Raw genomic sequence first — 18012 nt, 5'->3', positions numbered from 1 at the left:
CAATTTATCAAATCGGGCTGCATTTTTTTAATTGCTATGTTTTTCGTATATTATTCTTTTTCTCTTCCAAAACGTTCAAAAACATTTACATAAGTGTTAAATGTCGTTTTGTGTTTTTCGTAGAAAGCAAGGTCTTTGTTGTCTTTCATAACTTGCAATAAGCTTCTGTACCGCTCGATATCAGTAATGATATCGATAGCCAGGTCAGTTTGATCGCCAGGCGTTAAAGTGGCATAATAGTTTAATTCCTCTTTGTATTTCTGAACCAGTTTGTTCAGTAAATCCTGAGCTTTTGCAGTTTCTCCAACTTTATAATATCCTCCGGCAAATGGTTCAACTAAAGAATAGTATCCAAATTTATCTAAAGGCATTTTTGTCATCGCTAAATTAATGATGTTTTTAGCTTTGTCAATTTGGCCCTCTTTAATAAGCTGGTTCATTAAACGGGATAAATTTGTTCGGTACGTAATGCTGTTTCTTCTGGTTTCAGGATCGTGATAGATTTTATCGCTATCGCTGTTGCCCCAATCCCATTTCATTACAATATTGTACATTTTGTCAGCATCAATTTGTCCCATGTCCATTGGTCCGCCATCTTTTGAATATTTGTTTCTGATAGGAACTAATTTGTAGACCATTCCGTCTAATTGTAAATAATCTTTTAACCACAGGTAATCTTCATCGTCAAAAGCACCTCCGCTAAAGTAAATTGGTCGTTTCCAATTGTTGTTAGCAAGGATATCCAGCATTATTAAACGGTTTTTATACAGGGCACTTCCTTTAATGTCAATATCCATATACGGAACGATAGAATCGTTGTATTTAGGGTTCACCACCTTGTTTTTGATGATAGCCTCTTTATCAACAGGAACTCTGATTTTATTTGTTGGATAAAAATGAATTATTTGCCCGTTTTGTAGACCTACAGTTGATTTTGGGTTTTTGATAAAATCAATGAAGTCGTTAATGTTCCAACGTGTTTGAATTTTTGGAATATGAGCAACGTAATCTAAATTATCTCCCACATATTGATCATGTGTAAATGAAATTGGTAAAGGATCTGATTCGTATGCTTTTGCTTTCATTTGATCGATATACCAATCTGTATTCACTAAACTGGTATTTACGATTTTAACATCTGTTCTAAAGCCTTCAATTTCCTGGGCGTACCATAGTGGGAAGGTGTCATTATCACCAATGGTAAATAAAATGGCGTTTTTATCGCAGGAATTCAGGTAAGCTTTTGCCATTGCAACTGCTGTATATTTACCTGATCTGTCATGATCGTCCCAGTTTTGGGAAGCCATTAAAACTGGAGCGGCCAGTAAACTTGCAGCAATTATGGCAGGGCCGGCAATTTTAGGAGCAATATATTTCTGCAGGCTTTCGTAGAGAGAATAAACCCCAAAACCTATCCAGATGGCAAATACATAAAAAGATCCTACAAGTGCATAATCTCTTTCACGAGGCTCAAAAGGTCGCTCATTCAGGTAGATTTTTAATGCAATTCCGGTAAAGAGAAATAATGCTAAAAGCACATAAAAACTTTTAAGGTCTTTATTGGCGTGGTACATTATGCCGATGATTCCTAAGATAAACGGCAGGAAGTAGTAAACGTTTCGTCCTTTGTTGTTTAGAACATCAGATGGTAAATTGTCCTGAGAACCAAGGTGTAAAGAGTCCAGCGCTTTGATTCCGCTGATCCAGTTTCCGTCAAGATTATCGTATTTTCCCTGAATATCACTTTGTTTTCCAACAAAATTCCACATCAGGTACCTCCAGTACATGTATCCAAATTGGTATTCGAACATAAAACTGAAATTATCTGCAGCAGTCGGCTTTTCAATAATTAAATAATCGCCATAGCTTTTTAGAAATTTAACATAACCCTCGTTGTCAATTTGTTTTTGAGCATAAGCATTTCTAAACTCAGTAATCGTTTTTTCGACTTCATTGCGCAGTTGTGCTGTTGCTTTATTGTATTCTTCTTCGGTTAGCTGACTTGCGTCAATTCCGTATTTTCCTAAATCCTGTTCGTAATCGTAGTTAGGATTTAATTTGAATTTAGGAGGATTTGTAAAGCTGATATAGTTCTGAATGTGTCCTGTTTCAGTACTCCACATTCTTGGCAGAAACGCTTTTTGGTTGTCATCTGTGTTTTGACTGGCGTTTTTGAAATTATTGGTAATAATATATTTACCGGTTTTATAATCTCTTTCGTAGTTAGGCTTTTTGTCTGAATATGGATTTTTTGCGTCAAGCCCGGCAAAAACTTCAGTATACTGAGGTCCGTAAAATAAAGGGTTTACACCGTATTGTTCACGATTGTAATAGGCTAATACTTCGGCAGCATCTGATGGTTTGTTTTCGTTGATTACAGGGTTTGCATTAGCGCGAACCGGTAACATCATCCAGGTTGAGAAGCCAATAAAAATAAATAAAATGCAGAGAATTATAGTGTTGTAGAAAATCAATCCCTTTTGTTTGGTCAATTTTAATCCAAAATAGAAAAAAGCAATTAGAAGTAAGGCAACAAAAATAGTTCCTGAATTAAATGGTAGTCCCATGTTGTTTACCATGAAAACTTCAGTGTCAGCAAAAGCTTCCATTGTTAATGGTAATAACAGTTTAAATATAAATAATAGAATACCTATTACTACAATATTTGCAATAAGAAAGTTTTTAATAGTTACTTTTTCATAATGTTTAAAGTAATAAAGAAAGCCTATAGAAGGAATCGTTAGTAAAGCCATGAAGTGAACTCCGAAAGAAAGCCCTACAACAAGTGATATAACAAGTAACCATTTGTTTCCTTTAGGTTTGTCCATGTCTTGTTCCCAACGAAGACCCAGCCAGAAAAGCAATGCAATTAATAAAGATGCCATGGCGTAAACTTCGGCTTCAACGGCATTAAACCAGAAACTGTCCGAGAAAGTGTAGGCAAGGGCGCCAACAAAAGAACTTCCTAATATAACAATGGAGTTGTTTTGGTTGATTTCTGAAAAACGTTCTATAATTTTTTTCAAAATCATAGAAGAAGACCAGAACATGAATAAAATAGTAAAGGCACTTGAGAAAACAGACATCATATTTACCATTAAAGCCACGTGTTGTGCATCTATGGCAAACATGGCAAAAAAAGCACCCATCATCTGGAATAAAGGAGCTCCCGGAGGGTGGCCCACTTCTAATTTAGCGGCTGTGGCAATGTATTCGCCGCAATCCCAAAAGCTCATAGTAGGTTCGACAGTTAATGTATAGGTAATTAAAGCGATTGCAAATGCAAACCAACCAATAATTGTATTCCATTTATTGAAATTGAATTGTGCCATATTTAGGTGTTATAATTATATAAGTTTTCTATCCTACAAAGAAAATGTTTTTTTGTTTAAAGAGAAGAGCATTAACATAAAATTCTACAAAAGTATTTGACTGAAGTAATGTATTGTTTGTGAAATACTTGCAAAAGCATTACGAGTTGAAGAGAAAGAAAAATAAAAAAAAATGATTTTTTTTCGTCAAAAAGTTTGCGCAAACTAAAAAAAGCTTTAAATTTGCACTCGCTTAACAGCAACGCTGGTCTATGGTGTAATGGTAACACAACTGTTTTTGGTGCAGTCTTTCAAGGTTCGAGTCCTTGTAGACCAACATAAAAAGCCTCTCAATCGAGAGGCTTTTTTATTCAAAAAAAAAGTTGTGCAAACTAAAAAAAGCTTTAAATTTGCATTCGCGTAAGCAATCTTACTGGTCTATGGTGTAATGGTAACACAACTGTTTTTGGTGCAGTCTTTCAAGGTTCGAGTCCTTGTAGACCAACATAAAAGCCTCTCATTCGAGAGGCTTTTTTTATGCCATAACTTTTTTAAAAATTCCAAATTTCTGGAATAGATGGCAAATAGGTAAGTATTATGAAATCTGTGTTTTGTCAATAGTTCGAGGTTTTAATCTTGAGAACAAGGATCATGATGGTGTCTCAATTTATAAAGTTTGGAATTTGGAATTTTTAAAATAGGAATTTATATAATGGTTTTATTTCGATAATAAAGAAGAAGGTACAACTCCGAATTTCTTTTTGAAGGAAAAGGAGAAATGGGATAAATCTTCAAATCCAACTCCAATGTAAACTTCGGATGGCGATTTTCCCTGATTAATCAGATAATAGGCTTCCTGTAGTCTTTTGTTTAATAGCCATTTTCCGGGTGTTTCCTGAAAGACTTTCTGAAAGTCTCTTTTGAAAGTGGCTAAGCTTCTGCCGGTGAGATAAGCAAAGCGGGTAAGGTGAACATTGAAATGAAAATTCTTATTCATGAAAGCTTCCAGATCAATTTTGCCGGGCTCATTAAAATCGAATAAAATATCTTTCAATTCAGGATTTACTTTGAGTAAAAGGTGAATGGCTTCTTTTATTTTTAAACGAAATAAAGCTTCGTTGTTTTCTTCTTCGATCTCTAAATAAGATATAAGTGAATTCATGAAAGACTTATAAAGCGAATTTGGGGCTAGGGAAATCATAGCTTGAGAGTCTGGCTTTTTATTGATTTTAAAATCATATTCGGCGCTAACTTCGCGTAAAATTTCCTGATCTAAAAAAAGTGATATCGTTTTAAATTCTCCTCCTTCAGGCGGAATTTTAACGAATTTTGCTAAATGATTTCTTTTGCTAAAGCGAAAGTCTCCTTCTTTAGAATGATAAGTGTTTTTGCTGTCTGAAGCTATCATTTCTCCTGAAATCTGGTAACTGAACACATGTTCGGGTATGAAGTTTTCTCCTTCGCGGCTGCGGGTAAAATAGCAGGAGTAGAGTATTTTTGGCTTTGTAGATGATTTTGCTGTCATAAAGTAAAGTTACTAAAAGATCCGGAAGTCTTTTAGGTAAAGTTTTCCGGATCTGTGAATGTTTGTTTAGCGAATTAAAGCTCTTGGTTCAAGGTAGGCTTCTAGTCCAATTGTGCCAAATTCCCTGCCTATTCCGGATTGTTTAAATCCTCCAAATGGCGCCATCGGATCATGTCCGATTCCGTTTATTTGCACGCGGCCTGCATTGATTTGTGAGGCTACTTTGTGAGCTCTTTTTTCGTCTGATGAGTTTACGTATGCTTGTAGTCCGTAAGTGGTGTCATTGGCGATTTCAATTGCTTCTTCCTTAGTTTTGTAAGTGATAACAGATAAAACCGGGCCGAAAATTTCTTCTCTTGCAATTCGCATTTGATTGTTTACATTGATGAAAACAGTTGGTTTTACGAAGTTTCCTTTTTCAAGTCCTGCGGGTTTTCCTAAGCCTCCAATTAATATTTCAGCGCCTTCGTTAATACCAATTTGAATGTAATTCTGAACGCGCTCGTATTGTTTTACGCTAACCATTGGGCCAACTGCCGTTGTTTTATTTTCCGGATCTCCAACAATAGTGTCGGATAAAGTTTTCTTTAGTAATTCTTTTGCTTCTTCTAGTCTGTTTTCGGGAATTAAGAGTCTGGTTCCTGCAATACAGGCTTGTCCGCTATTCATGTAAGCGGCGATTATGGCAAGCGGAATTACTTGTTCCAGATCAGCGTCGTCGAGAATGATGTTTGGTGATTTTCCTCCAAGTTCGAGAGTGACACGTTTCATGGTTTCGACCGCTTCTTTTGCAATAATTTTTCCAACGTTTGTAGATCCTGTAAAAGAAATTTTTGCAATATCCGGATTTCGGCTTATTTCTGCGCCAACAATTTCGCCTAATCCGTTTACGATATTAAAAATGCCTTTTGGCAATCCCGCTTCGTGAAGACATTCAGTAATTAATTGTGTTTGTTGTGCGCTCATTTCGCTTGGTTTTATTACAACTGTGCATCCTGCAGCTATCGCGGTTGAGAGTTTGCTGCAGATAAAACCATTGCTTGAATTCCAGGGAATAATGATTCCAACAACGCCAAGCGGTGTCATTTGAACTTCAGATTCTCCCATTATTTTGGTAAAATTGTAGGTGTTTAATAGGTTAATTGCAGCATCGAAACTCTTTAACATGTAGTCGTAGCTTATTGTTGAAAATTGCAGTGTTCCGCCATATTCTTTAATCATTACGGCAATGAATTCTTCTTTTCTTTTCTCTATAGAAGCCTTAATGTTTTTTAAGTATTGAATTCTTTCTGAGATTGTGGTTTTGGAAAAAGTTTTGAATGCTGCTTTTGCCGCTGCTATAGCGTTTTGTGTGTCTTTTTTATTTCCTAAAAGTACTTTTCCTAATTTTTCGTTTGTTGTTGGGCTGATTAAATCGAAATATTCTGATCCTTCCGGAGTAACGAATTCTCCGTTAATATAGATTTTGTCTATTGTTTTCATGTTGTATTGTTTATGAATTTTATTTGACAAAGATCCGGATTAAGAGCGCTGTTGGCTTTGTTGTAAAGTTCAAATGGGCTTTGTTGTAAAGCTCATGGTGTAGTTTTTAAAAAGAATAGTTATTTTCAATTGATGCAAAAAAAAGCCTCTCGATCGAGAAGCTTTTTTGTGTTATGAGGAAGGAGAGGTTTGGATCTTGAATGTTAAGACAGGTTTTATGGCATGATTGACTAAACCTTCGCTAATGCTTCCGTTAAAAAAGTGAGCGAAACTGGTTCTTCCGTGAGTGCACATTCCAATAATGTCAGCGTTTATGCTGTTTGAAAAGTTGATAATTCCTTTTTCGATATTGGTGTCGTTGTAAATATGTGTTTGATAATTGCCTGGATTGAATTCAGAAATGAATTTGTTCATGGCTTTTTCTGCGGCATGAGTTGTTTTAAAACTGTTTGGTGTACAAATCGTAACCAGGTGTATTTTTGCTTCGAAGAAGTTGGCCAGGTTGATGAATTTTTCGAAAGGTTTTCTTGTTTCGTATGAAAAATCTGACGCTAAAATAATATTTGAAGTATTGAAGTTTGCAATGTCTTTTTTGATCACTAAAACCGGAATTTCGGAATTGCGAACCATCTTTTCTGTATTTGATCCTAGTAGTAATTCTTCGATTCCTGAGGAGCCGTGAGAGCCCATAACAATCAAGTCGGCATTATGCTCTTTGCTTACTTGTGAGATGCCGTGAATGGGTTTGTCTATTTTTACGATTTCAGTTATCCAAATTCCGTCCAGATAAGGTCTTGATGAGACTTCATCGAGCATTTCGTTCGCTTTTTTTATAAAAAGCATGGTTTCCAGAATGCTTGCTCCTCCTAATACTGCGTCATTCATCTGGCTTGGTAGTTCAAGTATGTGCAAAATGATGATTTCGGAGTTGTTTTTTTTAGCAATTTGTGCGGCGACTTTCAGGGCGTTTTCCGCAGGTTCAGAAAAGTCGGTAGGTACTAGAATTTGTTTCATGATTTTTGGAGTTGAAAAATGTGAAATTCTATTGTTTTGATGCTCTTATAAAGATAAGAAATATTTTTAGGGCAATCTATTATTTTTGGTTTATAAAAAAAACACTATATTTGCACCGTTATTTATTAAAATCTAAATAATGAGGGGACTAAGTGTCCCCTCTTTTTATAAAATTATGACATTTAAAGAAAAAGTAAACGGATTAATAGCGGAGGCTCTTTTAGAAAAGCCATCAATCTTTTTGATTGATCTGGCTATCTCAGACTCTTTCAAGATTAGTGTAGGTTTAGATGGGGATAATGGAGTGGCGCTGCAGGATTGTATTGACGTGAGTCGTGCAGTCGAGAATAATCTGGATCGTGAAGAACAGGATTTTTCGCTTGAAGTAGCATCGGTTGGAGTAGGATCACCATTGAAATTGACAAGACAATACATAAAAAATATTGGTAGAACATTGATTGTTACTACAAATACTGAAAAAATTGAAGCAGAATTAGTGGAAGCTAACGATGTTTTTATAATTTTGTATTGGAAAGCAAGAGAACCGAAAAAAGTAGGAAAAGGAAAAGAAACAGTTCAAAAAGAGCAACAAATACCTTATACAGAAATTAAAGAGGCAATTGTTACAGTAACATTTTAATTAAAGAATTCGCATGGAAAATTTAGCATTAATCGATTCATTCTCAGAGTTTAAGGATAATAAACTTATTGATCGTGTAACGCTTATGGCAATTTTAGAGGATGTGTTCAGAAATGCATTGAAGAAAAAATACGGTTCTGATGATAACTTTGACATCATTATAAATCCTGATAAGGGAGATATGGAGATTTGGAGAAGAAGAGTAATCGTTGCTGATGAAGATCTGGATTTTGAGAACGAAGAAATTACCCTGACTGAAGCAAGAATGATCGAAGCGGATTTTGAAATTGGTGAAGAAGTTTCTGAAGAGGTAAAGCTGATTGATCTCGGAAGAAGAGCTATACTTGCTTTACGTCAAAACTTAATATCTAAAATTCACGAACACGATAATACTAATCTTTACAAGCAATTTAAAGATATTATTGGTGATATTTATACTGCAGAAGTGCACCATGTTCGCCCAAGAGTTGTAATTTTGGTCGATGATGAAGGAAATGAAATTGTACTTCCAAAAGAAAAACAAATCCCATCTGACTTTTTCCGTAAAGGAGATAATGTTCGTGGAATCATTGAAAGTGTTGAATTGAAAGGAAATAAGCCTCAGATTATTATGTCCAGAACTTCTGAGAAGTTTTTGGAAAAATTGTTTGAACAAGAAATTCCGGAAGTATTTGACGGTTTAATTACAGTTAAAAACGTAGTGCGTATTCCAGGTGAAAAAGCAAAAGTAGCTGTGGATTCTTATGATGACAGAATTGATCCTGTTGGAGCTTGTGTTGGTATGAAAGGATCTCGTATTCACGGAATTGTTCGTGAGTTAGGAAACGAAAATATTGATGTAATCAACTATACAAGTAATATTCAGTTGTTTATTACAAGAGCATTAAGCCCTGCAAAAGTTTCTTCAATCAAAATTGATGAAGAGAATAAAAGAGCTGAAGTATTCTTGAAATTAGAAGAAGTTTCTAAAGCAATTGGTAGAGGTGGTCATAATATAAAATTAGCGGGTCAGCTAACGGGTTACGAGCTAGATGTTATCAGAGAAGGTGATGTTGCTAGTGGTGAAGATGATGACGTTGAATTAACTGAGTTTTCAGATGAAATTGAAGGCTGGGTTATCGAGGAATTTGCAAAAATTGGTTTGGATACAGCTAGAAGTATCTTAAAGCAAGAAGTAGAAGATTTAGTAAGAAGAACAGATTTAGAAGAGGAAACAATTCTTGATGTTATGAAAATACTAAAAGAAGAGTTTGATAGCTAGTTATCTGCTCTAACAACACAACGAAAAAGGTAATAATAAAAAGGTTATATGTCTGAAGAGAGAGTAATAAGAATAAACAAGGTTTTAAGGGAATTAAATATTTCGTTAGAAAGAGCTGTTGATTATCTAAAAGATAAGGGGATTGCTATTGATGCAAATCCGAATGCGAAAATTTCTGATAGCGAATTTAATATCCTACAAAGCCAATTTGCGGGCGATAAGGGGAATAAAGAAGCTTCTAAAGAAGTGGGTGAAGAGAAAAGAAAAGAGAAAGAAGCTTTGCGTGTAGAGCGCGAAAAAGAAATTGAAGACAAACGCAGACAAGACGAAGAACGCCAGAAACAACAAGAAGTTATAAAAGCGAGAGCTGTTGTAACAGGACCTGTTCAAGTTGGTAAAATAGATTTAAATCCGAAGAAACCTGTTGCTATTGTTTCTACGCCTGCTGAAGAACCGGTTAAGGTAGAAGAATCAAAAGTAGTTGTTGCTCCAGCTCAGCCAGAAAAGCCTGTTCAAAAAGAAATTGTACAGACAGAGCCAGTGGCTCCTGTAGTTTCTGAAGAGAAAAAGGTGGAAAAACCTATTATTACAGAGAAAAAAGAAGTAAAAGAAGTGAAAGAAGCGAAAGCGGAAACTCCAAAAGTAGCACAAGAGCCAGTTGTTTCAACTGATCCTGCAACTGCTGAGGAGACTATCACTACACAATATCAAAAATTATCTGGAACTACTCTTACTGGGCAAACAATTGACTTGTCTCAATTTAATAAACCTAAGAAGAAGAAAGAAGATCCAAAGATAACTCCTAATAAACCAGGAGCTCCGGGAGCCGGAAATAATGCTAATAAAAATAAGCGTAAAAGAATCGCTCCTAAACCGGGAACACCGGGTGCGGCAAAACCTGCTACACATGCGCCTGGAACTCCAAATCCTAATAAAATTACACCAAATACCGGTGGTGGAGGCTTTAATGCTAACAGAAGTGCAAGACCAGGTTTTGTGAAAGGAAACCGTCCTGCAATTGTTGCTAAAGTAGAGCCTACTGAAGAGGAAGTAAAAAACCAAATTAGAGAGACTCTTGAAAAACTTCAGGGTAAAGGTGGAAAATCAAAAGCTGCTAAGTACAGAAGAGATAAAAGAGATACGCACCGTCAGAAATCTGATGAAGAGCAAAGAGCCATTGACGAAGGAAGTAAAACGATTAAAGTTACTGAGTTTGTTACTGTAGGTGAAATTGCAATCATGATGGATGTGCCGATTACTAAAGTAATTGGAACTTGTATGTCTCTTGGTATCATGGTAACCATGAACCAACGTTTAGATGCTGAAACATTAACTATTGTAGCGGATGAATTTGGTTACGAAGTTGAGTTTATTACAGTTGATATCGAAGAAGCTATTGAGGTAGTTGCAGATAAAGAAGAAGATTTAGTAGTTAGAGCGCCAATTGTTACCGTAATGGGTCACGTCGATCACGGTAAAACATCTTTACTGGATTATATCCGTAAAGAAAATGTTATTGCTGGTGAGTCTGGAGGTATTACACAGCACATTGGAGCATACGGAGTAACTTTAGATAACGGTCAAAAAATCGCATTCTTAGATACACCGGGTCACGAGGCGTTTACTGCGATGCGTGCACGTGGAGCTCAGGTTACGGATATCGCTATTATTGTTGTAGCGGCGGATGATGACATCATGCCACAAACAAAAGAAGCAATTTCTCACGCACAAGCTGCGGGAGTACCGATTATATTTGCTATCAATAAAATTGATAAACCAAATGCTAATGTTGAGAAAATCAAAGAGCGTTTGGCTAGTATGAATTTACTTGTTGAAGATTGGGGTGGAAAAATTCAGTCACATGATATTTCTGCAAAAGTTGGAACAGGGGTAAAAGAGTTATTAGAAAAAGTTTTATTAGAAGCAGAAATCTTAGACTTAAAAGCGAATCCAAATAAAGCAGCACAGGGAACTGTTGTTGAGGCTTTCCTTGATAAAGGAAAAGGATATGTTTCTACAATTTTAGTTCAACAAGGAACATTGAAAATTGGGGATTATATGTTAGCCGGTAAGCATCATGGTAAAATTAAAGCCATGCATGATGAAAGAGGGCATACAGTTCTTGAAGCTGGACCGTCAACTCCGGTATCTGTATTAGGTTTAGATGGAGCTGCTACTGCAGGTGATAAGTTCAATGTATTTGAAGACGAAAAAGAAGCGAAACAAATTGCATCTAAACGTTCTCAATTAATGCGTGAACAATCTGTACGTACACAAAGACATATTACGCTTGATGAAATTGGTCGTCGTATTGCACTTGGTCAGTTTAAAGAATTAAACGTGATCCTTAAAGGGGACGTTGATGGATCTGTTGAAGCATTATCAGATTCGTTCTCTAAACTTTCTACTGAAGAGATTCAAATTAATATCATACATAAAGGTGTTGGGGCTATTACTGAAACTGACGTTATGTTGGCTTCTGCTTCTGATGCGATCATTATCGGATTTAACGTTCGTCCTGCTGGAAATGCAAGACAGCTTGCTGATAAAGAAGAAATTGATATCCGTTATTATTCTATTATCTACGCTGCTATCGATGACTTGAAAGATGCGATGGAAGGAATGTTAGCTCCGGAGATGAAAGAAGAGATTTTAGGAACAGCTGAGATTCGTGAGATTTTCAAAATTTCTAAAGTGGGTTCAATTGCTGGTTGTATGGTGATGGATGGTAAAATCATGAGAACTTCTAAAATTAGAGTTATTAGAGAAGGTGTGGTGGTGCATACAGGTGAGCTTGTTGCATTGAAACGTTTCAAAGATGATGTTAGAGAGGTTTCTAAAGGTTACGATTGTGGTATTCAGATTAAAGGTTACAACGACATCGAAGAAAGAGATGTTATTGAAGCATACCATGAAGTTGCAATAAAAAAGAAATTGAAATAAAATTCAATAATTATATTTTAAAGTCCCAATGAAAATTGGGACTTTTTTTTGTGGTTTTTATTTTTTAAAAGAGGTTCCCTTTTGAAGTCTATTTCTTTTTTCGGAAAGGTTTGATTTGGCTTTGCTTTTAATCCCGAAAGAAGTATTTTAAAGAATGGAATTTGAAGGTGAAGACTCTGGTGCAAATTGCTTTTAGAGCTGGTTTTTATCATGATTCCTGCCTTTATTGAGGTGGAATTTAGAATGGATTAAGTAGGTGGGTATTTGTTTTCTTGGTGTTGTTGTGAAGGTATGTTGTTGAAATAAAAGCTTATTTTATAAAGGAATATATGCGTTATTCTTTTTTGTTTAGTTGTTAAAATGGATGAAAATGTATTAAAGAAGTGGGTTTTAATATCAAAACCGCTTGTATTTTGAGAGGTTTTTTAATCCGTTTTGAATTAGTTATTGGGTATTTCTAAAAGTGAAATGCAAATGTTTTTTTACTGTTTGGTAGATGTGATTTGATTAGATGAGGCTGAATTTTGCTGTTATTTCGTATTTGGATTTCTGGTCGGTCTGGCTTTTTTCTGCTGAATTCTGGTTTGATAAGGGTATTTTTTTCTGGTAAAATTGGTTCTTAAAAGAATTTAATTCCAGGGATTCTGTTGTTTTATCTGTAGAAAAAATACAAAAATTTATTTTAAAAGTGTGTTTTGGGTTTTTACTTTGAGTTTTGAATGTGTTCATTTAAAATAAGGCGTAAAAAAAGCGAGATTTGATCCCGCTTTTTGATGCATTCGTACTGTTTTTATTTACTTGGTTTGATTAAAAAGACGCTTTTGTATCTTTTTTTGATTTCTGCAAGATTTCTTTCAGCTTCGATTCTTGTTTTAAAATTACCTACCATTACTTTATAGTTTGGCGTGTTGAAAATTATCGTGCCGTCAATGGTGTTGTATTCTCTTTTAAAATCCGATAACGTTTTCTTGGCTTCTTCGCTTTTGCCGCTGAAGATTTGGATTTTATAAGTATCGTTTGTATTTATTGACGTGTTAATTTTACGTTTGTCATTCAGTAATTGCTCGAATTTAGGGTCTTGATTTAATATTAAATTTTGGTCTTGAGCATGAATATTATATGCTAAAGTGAACATTGTTAATGTTAAGAAAGCTCTTTTTGAAGGGGCTAAAATTCTCATAATGTGATGGTTTTTATGCAAAAATAGTATTTAAAGTTTGTATGGAAAATTTTAATATTATTTAGAATTGATATAAATTGATATTTAAGACTATTTTAAGGTTTTGAGAATAGTTCATAAGTCGTATTTTTGTGCAAGTTTTAAAAGAAGGTATTAGTTTTTCGTTGATTTTATTACAGTAAAAATCATACCAAAAATTAGTAGATAATTATTATACTATATGAAAAAGGTGGGTAACCATAATTCGATCTCAAGAAAATTGCTACTTAGCTTATCGCTAACGTTAATTTTCTCCCTAACTTCATTTGCTCAAGAAGCTGCTGCTCCGGCGGCGCCTGAAGCTGCTGCTCCGGCTGCTGCTGCAGGTGGTGATCCAGTAAAAGGGAAAGAACTTTTTAATGCAAATTGCGCTGCATGTCACAAATTAGATGCTAAGTCAACTGGTCCGGCCCTAAGAGGGGTTGCTTCCAAACACGATATGGCATGGATTTACAAGTGGGTGCACAACAGTTCAGAAATGATTAAAGCAGGGGATCCTGTTGCTGTTAAATTGTTTGAAGAGCACAACAAGTCAGTAATGACTTCTTTTCCTCAATTGTCAACAGGTGATATTGACAATATTATCGCTTATACTTCTGAAGTAAAAGCTGAGCCAGCTGCTGGTACTGCTGCTACTCCTCCGGGAACTAATGTTGAAGGTGGCGGAATTTCAAATAACATTATTTTAGGGGCTCTTGCTCTTGTGATGGCTATCTTGGTAGTGATGTTGTTCATGGTGAACAAAGTATTGACTAAAGTTGCAAGTAATAATGGTATTGAAGTTGCTCCTAGAGAAGCAAGAACTCCAATCTGGAAAGCTTTTGCTAAAAACCAATTCCTGGTTTTAGTTACTTCTATATTTTTACTTTTGGCAAGTGGTTATTTTGTATATGCTTACTTAATGCAAGTTGGTGTTGATCAGAATTATGAGCCAATTCAGCCAATTCACTATTCTCATAAGATACACGCTGGAGATAACGAAATCAATTGTAAATATTGTCACTCTGCTGCTCGTGTGAGTAAGACTGCTGGTATTCCTTCTTTGAATGTTTGTATGAACTGTCATAAAAACATTTCTGAAGTTGCTGAAACTACTGCTACTCCTGAGTACAGCAAAGCGTTTTACGATGGTGAAATCCAAAAATTATATGATGCTGTTGGTTGGGATAAAACTAAACAAGAGTATACTGGAAAAACGCAGCCTGTGAAATGGGTTCGTATTCATAATCTTCCTGATTTTGTTTACTTCAATCACTCTCAACACGTAACTGTTGCAGGAATTGAATGTCAAACTTGTCACGGTCCAGTGCAGGAATTTGAGATCATGAAGCAATATTCTAAATTAACAATGGGATGGTGTGTTGATTGCCATAGAAAAACTGATGTTAAGATGGAAGGTAATGCTTACTATGACAAAATTCATGCTGAACTTTCTAAAAAATACGGTGTAGAAAAATTGACTGCAGCGCAAATGGGAGGTTTAGAATGCGGTAAATGCCACTATTAATCGAATTATTAAGATTTTAATATTTATATACAATGTCATCAAACAAAAAATACTGGAAAAGTGTTGAAGAACTAGAGAATAGTTCTATTGTTGAGGCGCTTAGAAATAACGAATTTGTTGAAGAAATTCCTACTGAAGAATTCTTAGGAAACGCAGATGCTTTAGCTTCATCTGGGACTTCACGTCGTGACTTTTTAAAGTACGTAGGATTTAGTACTGCAGCGGTTACACTTGCTGCCTGCGAAGGTCCTGTTCACAAGTCTATACCATATGTTTTACAACCAGAACAAATCATTCCTGGTGTTGCTGATTATTATGCGACTACTGTTTTTGATGGTTTTGATTTTGCTAACTTATTAGTAAAAACTCGTGAGGGTCGTCCAATTAAAATTGATAACAATACTATTTCTGGAGCTAAGTTTTCAGCCAATGCTAGAATTCATGCATCTATCTTATCTTTATATGATAGCATGCGTTTGAAAGAACCTAAATTGGATGGAAAAGATAGTAGCTGGTCTGCTGTTGATTTGAAAATTAAATCAAGTCTTGCTGATGCAAAAGCAAAAGGTGGACAAGTGGTATTGTTGACAAATACTTTAGCAAGTCCGTCTACTGAGAAATTAATAGGTGAATTTATCGCTAAAAACCCTAATGCAAAACATGTTGTTTATGATGCAGTTTCTTCATCTGACGCATTAGATGCATTCGAAACAGTTTACGGAGAGAGAGCTCTTGTTGATTATGATTTTTCAAAAGCTTCTTTAATCGTTTCTGTTGGTGCTGATTTCTTAGGAGACTGGCAAGGTGGTGGATATGATGCAGGATATGCTCAGGGTAGAATTCCGGCAGGACCTACCGGATCTAAAAAAATGTCGCGTCATTTTCAGTTCGAATCAAATATGACATTGTCCGGAGCTGCTGCTGATAAGCGTATTCCTATGGGGGTTGCAGATCAAAGACAGGCTTTGGTTCAAATCTATAATATTATTACAGGTTCTTCTGTAGCTGTTTCTTTAGATGCTAAATTTAAGACTGAAGTAGAAAAAGCTGCTCAGCAATTAAAACTTGCAGGTGCTAAAGGGGTTTTAGTTTCAGGTTTAGAAGATAAAAATGCTCAGTTATTAGTTTTAGCTATCAACCAGGTGTTGGCTAGTGAAGCTTTTACAACAGTAGGTACAAGACAAATTAGAAAGGGTTCTAATGCTGTTGTATCTCAGTTGTTAAAAGATATGAATGCAGGAAGCGTTCATACTTTAATCATGAGCGGAATTAATCCTGTTTATACATTAGCTGATTCAGCTTCTTTTGTAGCTGGATTGAAAAAAGTACAAACATCAGTTGCATTTTCTTTAAAAGAAGATGAGACTGCTTCCATAACTACAATCGCTGCTCCGGTTCCTCATTATTTAGAGGCTTGGGGAGATGTTGTAATAACGAAAGGAACTTATAGTCTGACTCAGCCAACTATTCGTCCTATCTTTAATACAAAACAATTTCAAGACGTTTTATTATCTTTAAACGGAACTCCTGGACATTTCTATGATTATATCAAAGCTAATTCAGCTTCATTAGTTGTAGGTTCTTCTTGGAACAAAGTTTTACATGATGGTGTTCTTGTAATTGGCTCATCAGCATTATCTGCTGGTTCTGTTGATTATGCTTCTGCTGCAAATGCTGTTGCAAAATCAAAACCTGCTGGTGACTTCGAGTTAGTATTGTATACTAAAACAGGTTTAGGTGACGGACAACAAGCAAACAATCCTTGGTTGCAAGAGTTTCCGGATCCTATCACAAGAGTTTCTTGGGATAACTATGTAACTGTTTCGAATGCTGATGCTAAAAAAATAGGCTTAACAAATGAAATTGTTGCAAACGGAGGTTTAAACGGAAGTTATGCTACAATTACTACTGCAGACGGTTTAAAATTAGAAAACGTTCCGGTAATTGTTCAGCCAGGACAAGCTGTTGGTACCGTTGGTCTAGCTTTAGGTTACGGTCGTAAAGCTGCTTTAAAAGATGAAATGCAGGTAGGTTTAAATGCTTACACTTTATATAAAAATTTCAGTAGTGTTCAATCTGTTTCTATTGTGAAAGCAAATGGAGTTCATGAGTTTGCTTGTGTTCAGGGACAGAAAACATTAATGGGAAGAGGAGATATTATTAAAGAAACGTCTCTTAAAATCTTTAATTCTGAGGATCCTGAACATTGGAATGAACAACCGATGGTATCTTTAGATCACGAAGAAGTAAAAGCTACAACAGTTGATTTATGGGAATCATTTGATCGTTCTACAGGACATCACTTTAACCTTTCGATTGACTTAAACGCTTGTACAGGTTGTGGAGCATGTGTTATTGCTTGTCACGCTGAAAACAACGTTCCGGTTGTAGGTAAAGCAGAGGTAAGGAGAAGTCGTGATATGCACTGGTTGCGTATTGACAGATATTATTCTTCTGAAAGTACTTTTGAAGGCGATAATAAAAGAAAAGAGGAAATCGCAGGTTTATCTAGTTCATTATCTACATTTAATGAAATGGAGAAAGCTGGAGATAACCCACAAGTTTCTTTCCAGCCAGTAATGTGTCAACACTGTAATCACGCACCATGTGAGACAGTTTGTCCGGTTGCTGCAACATCTCACGGTCGTGAAGGTCAAAACCATATGGCATACAACAGATGTGTTGGTACTCGTTATTGTGCAAACAACTGTCCGTATAAAGTACGTCGTTTCAACTGGTTCTTGTACAACAAAAACAGCGAATTCGATTACCACATGAATGATGATTTAGGACGTATGGTATTAAACCCAGACGTAAACGTTCGTTCTCGTGGAGTTATGGAAAAATGTTCTATGTGTATTCAAATGACACAGGCGACTAAATTGAAAGCAAAAAATGAAGGTCGTCCGGTTGCTGATGGTGAATTCCAAACAGCTTGTTCAAATGCTTGTTCTTCCGGAGCAATGATATTTGGTGATGTTAATGATACTGAAAGCAAAGTGGCTAAATTAGCTGCTGATGATAGATCATACCACTTATTGGAGCATGTTGGAACAAAACCTAATGTGGTTTACCACGTTAAAGTTAGAAATACTTAGAATAAATTATTA

The 18012-nt window shown here is 35.7% G+C and carries 10 protein-coding genes and 2 tRNA genes; 7 read left to right on the top strand and 5 right to left on the bottom strand.

Annotation, left to right across the window (positions count from 1 at the left end; translation table 11 throughout):
* Positions 1–50: 50 nt before the first annotated feature.
* On the bottom strand, positions 51–3332 hold the full coding sequence (locus B0A67_RS06270; RefSeq protein ID WP_072954366.1) for a glycosyltransferase family 117 protein: 3282 nt from the start codon (positions 3330–3332) through the stop codon (positions 51–53).
* Between the two features lie 245 nt (positions 3333–3577).
* Between B0A67_RS06270 and B0A67_RS06265 the strand changes: the two genes are divergently transcribed.
* Both B0A67_RS06265 and B0A67_RS06260 read left to right on the top strand, forming a co-directional pair.
* Positions 3578–3648, top strand: a tRNA-Gln gene (locus B0A67_RS06265).
* A gap of 97 nt (positions 3649–3745) precedes the next feature.
* Positions 3746–3816 (top strand) — tRNA-Gln (locus tag B0A67_RS06260).
* A gap of 213 nt (positions 3817–4029) precedes the next feature.
* On the opposite strand, the gene B0A67_RS06255 is transcribed toward B0A67_RS06260, so the two are convergent.
* The 3 genes from B0A67_RS06255 to B0A67_RS06245 all read right to left on the bottom strand — a co-directional run bounded on the left by B0A67_RS06255 (position 4030) and on the right by B0A67_RS06245 (position 7332).
* On the bottom strand, positions 4030–4836 hold the full coding sequence (locus B0A67_RS06255; protein WP_072954363.1) for a helix-turn-helix domain-containing protein: 807 nt from the start codon (positions 4834–4836) through the stop codon (positions 4030–4032).
* A gap of 66 nt (positions 4837–4902) precedes the next feature.
* A complete protein-coding gene (locus B0A67_RS06250; RefSeq protein WP_072954360.1) occupies positions 4903–6318 on the bottom strand; it encodes an aldehyde dehydrogenase family protein in 1416 nt (471 codons plus the stop codon).
* A gap of 171 nt (positions 6319–6489) precedes the next feature.
* Positions 6490–7332: a universal stress protein gene (locus B0A67_RS06245; protein WP_072954356.1), complete on the bottom strand. Its 843-nt coding sequence runs from the start codon at positions 7330–7332 to the stop codon at positions 6490–6492.
* A 175-nt stretch (positions 7333–7507) separates the two neighbouring features.
* Between B0A67_RS06245 and rimP the strand changes: the two genes are divergently transcribed.
* Genes rimP through infB form a run of 3 tightly spaced genes read left to right on the top strand, consistent with a single transcriptional unit; the run spans position 7508 to position 12176 of the window.
* The gene (gene rimP, locus B0A67_RS06240) at positions 7508–7972 is read left to right on the top strand and encodes a ribosome assembly cofactor RimP (protein ID WP_072955520.1); all 465 of its coding nucleotides are present in this window, start codon (positions 7508–7510) and stop codon (positions 7970–7972) included.
* Positions 7973–7985: 13 nt separating this feature from the next.
* Positions 7986–9233: a transcription termination factor NusA gene (gene nusA / locus B0A67_RS06235; RefSeq protein WP_041516381.1), complete on the top strand. Its 1248-nt coding sequence runs from the start codon at positions 7986–7988 to the stop codon at positions 9231–9233.
* 48 nt (positions 9234–9281) lie between these two features.
* Positions 9282–12176, top strand: a complete 2895-nt coding sequence (gene infB / locus B0A67_RS06230; protein ID WP_072954353.1) for a translation initiation factor IF-2 — start codon at positions 9282–9284, stop codon at positions 12174–12176.
* A gap of 790 nt (positions 12177–12966) precedes the next feature.
* On the opposite strand, the gene B0A67_RS06215 is transcribed toward infB, so the two are convergent.
* Positions 12967–13356: an SPOR domain-containing protein gene (locus tag B0A67_RS06215; protein WP_072954344.1), complete on the bottom strand. Its 390-nt coding sequence runs from the start codon at positions 13354–13356 to the stop codon at positions 12967–12969.
* Positions 13357–13576: 220 nt separating this feature from the next.
* Here B0A67_RS06215 and B0A67_RS06210 point away from each other — a divergent pair, with 220 nt between their 5' ends.
* Positions 13577–14902 (top strand): c-type cytochrome, encoded by a 1326-nt coding sequence (locus tag B0A67_RS06210; protein ID WP_072954341.1) that lies wholly within the window; start codon positions 13577–13579, stop codon positions 14900–14902.
* 32 nt (positions 14903–14934) lie between these two features.
* Positions 14935–18000 (top strand): TAT-variant-translocated molybdopterin oxidoreductase, encoded by a 3066-nt coding sequence (locus B0A67_RS06205; protein WP_072954339.1) that lies wholly within the window; start codon positions 14935–14937, stop codon positions 17998–18000.
* Positions 18001–18012 lie beyond the last annotated feature (12 nt).

The sequence above is a fragment of the Flavobacterium aquidurense genome (assembly GCF_002217195.1).
In the GTDB taxonomy this organism is placed as follows: Bacteria; Bacteroidota; Bacteroidia; order Flavobacteriales; family Flavobacteriaceae; genus Flavobacterium; species Flavobacterium frigidimaris.
This window is presented reverse-complemented; position numbering and strand designations above follow the sequence as displayed.

Coding starts and splice junctions, on each gene's coding strand:
- nusA (WP_041516381.1), top strand. CDS start 7,986: ATGGAAAATTTAGCATTAATCGATTCATTCTCAGAGTTTAAGGATAAT.
- B0A67_RS06210 (WP_072954341.1), top strand. CDS start 13,577: ATGAAAAAGGTGGGTAACCATAATTCGATCTCAAGAAAATTGCTACTT.
- B0A67_RS06255 (WP_072954363.1), bottom strand. CDS start 4,836: ATGACAGCAAAATCATCTACAAAGCCAAAAATACTCTACTCCTGCTAT.
- B0A67_RS06245 (WP_072954356.1), bottom strand. CDS start 7,332: ATGAAACAAATTCTAGTACCTACCGACTTTTCTGAACCTGCGGAAAAC.
- rimP (WP_072955520.1), top strand. CDS start 7,508: ATGACATTTAAAGAAAAAGTAAACGGATTAATAGCGGAGGCTCTTTTA.
- B0A67_RS06270 (WP_072954366.1), bottom strand. CDS start 3,332: ATGGCACAATTCAATTTCAATAAATGGAATACAATTATTGGTTGGTTT.
- B0A67_RS06250 (WP_072954360.1), bottom strand. CDS start 6,318: ATGAAAACAATAGACAAAATCTATATTAACGGAGAATTCGTTACTCCG.
- B0A67_RS06205 (WP_072954339.1), top strand. CDS start 14,935: ATGTCATCAAACAAAAAATACTGGAAAAGTGTTGAAGAACTAGAGAAT.
- infB (WP_072954353.1), top strand. CDS start 9,282: ATGTCTGAAGAGAGAGTAATAAGAATAAACAAGGTTTTAAGGGAATTA.
- B0A67_RS06215 (WP_072954344.1), bottom strand. CDS start 13,356: ATGAGAATTTTAGCCCCTTCAAAAAGAGCTTTCTTAACATTAACAATG.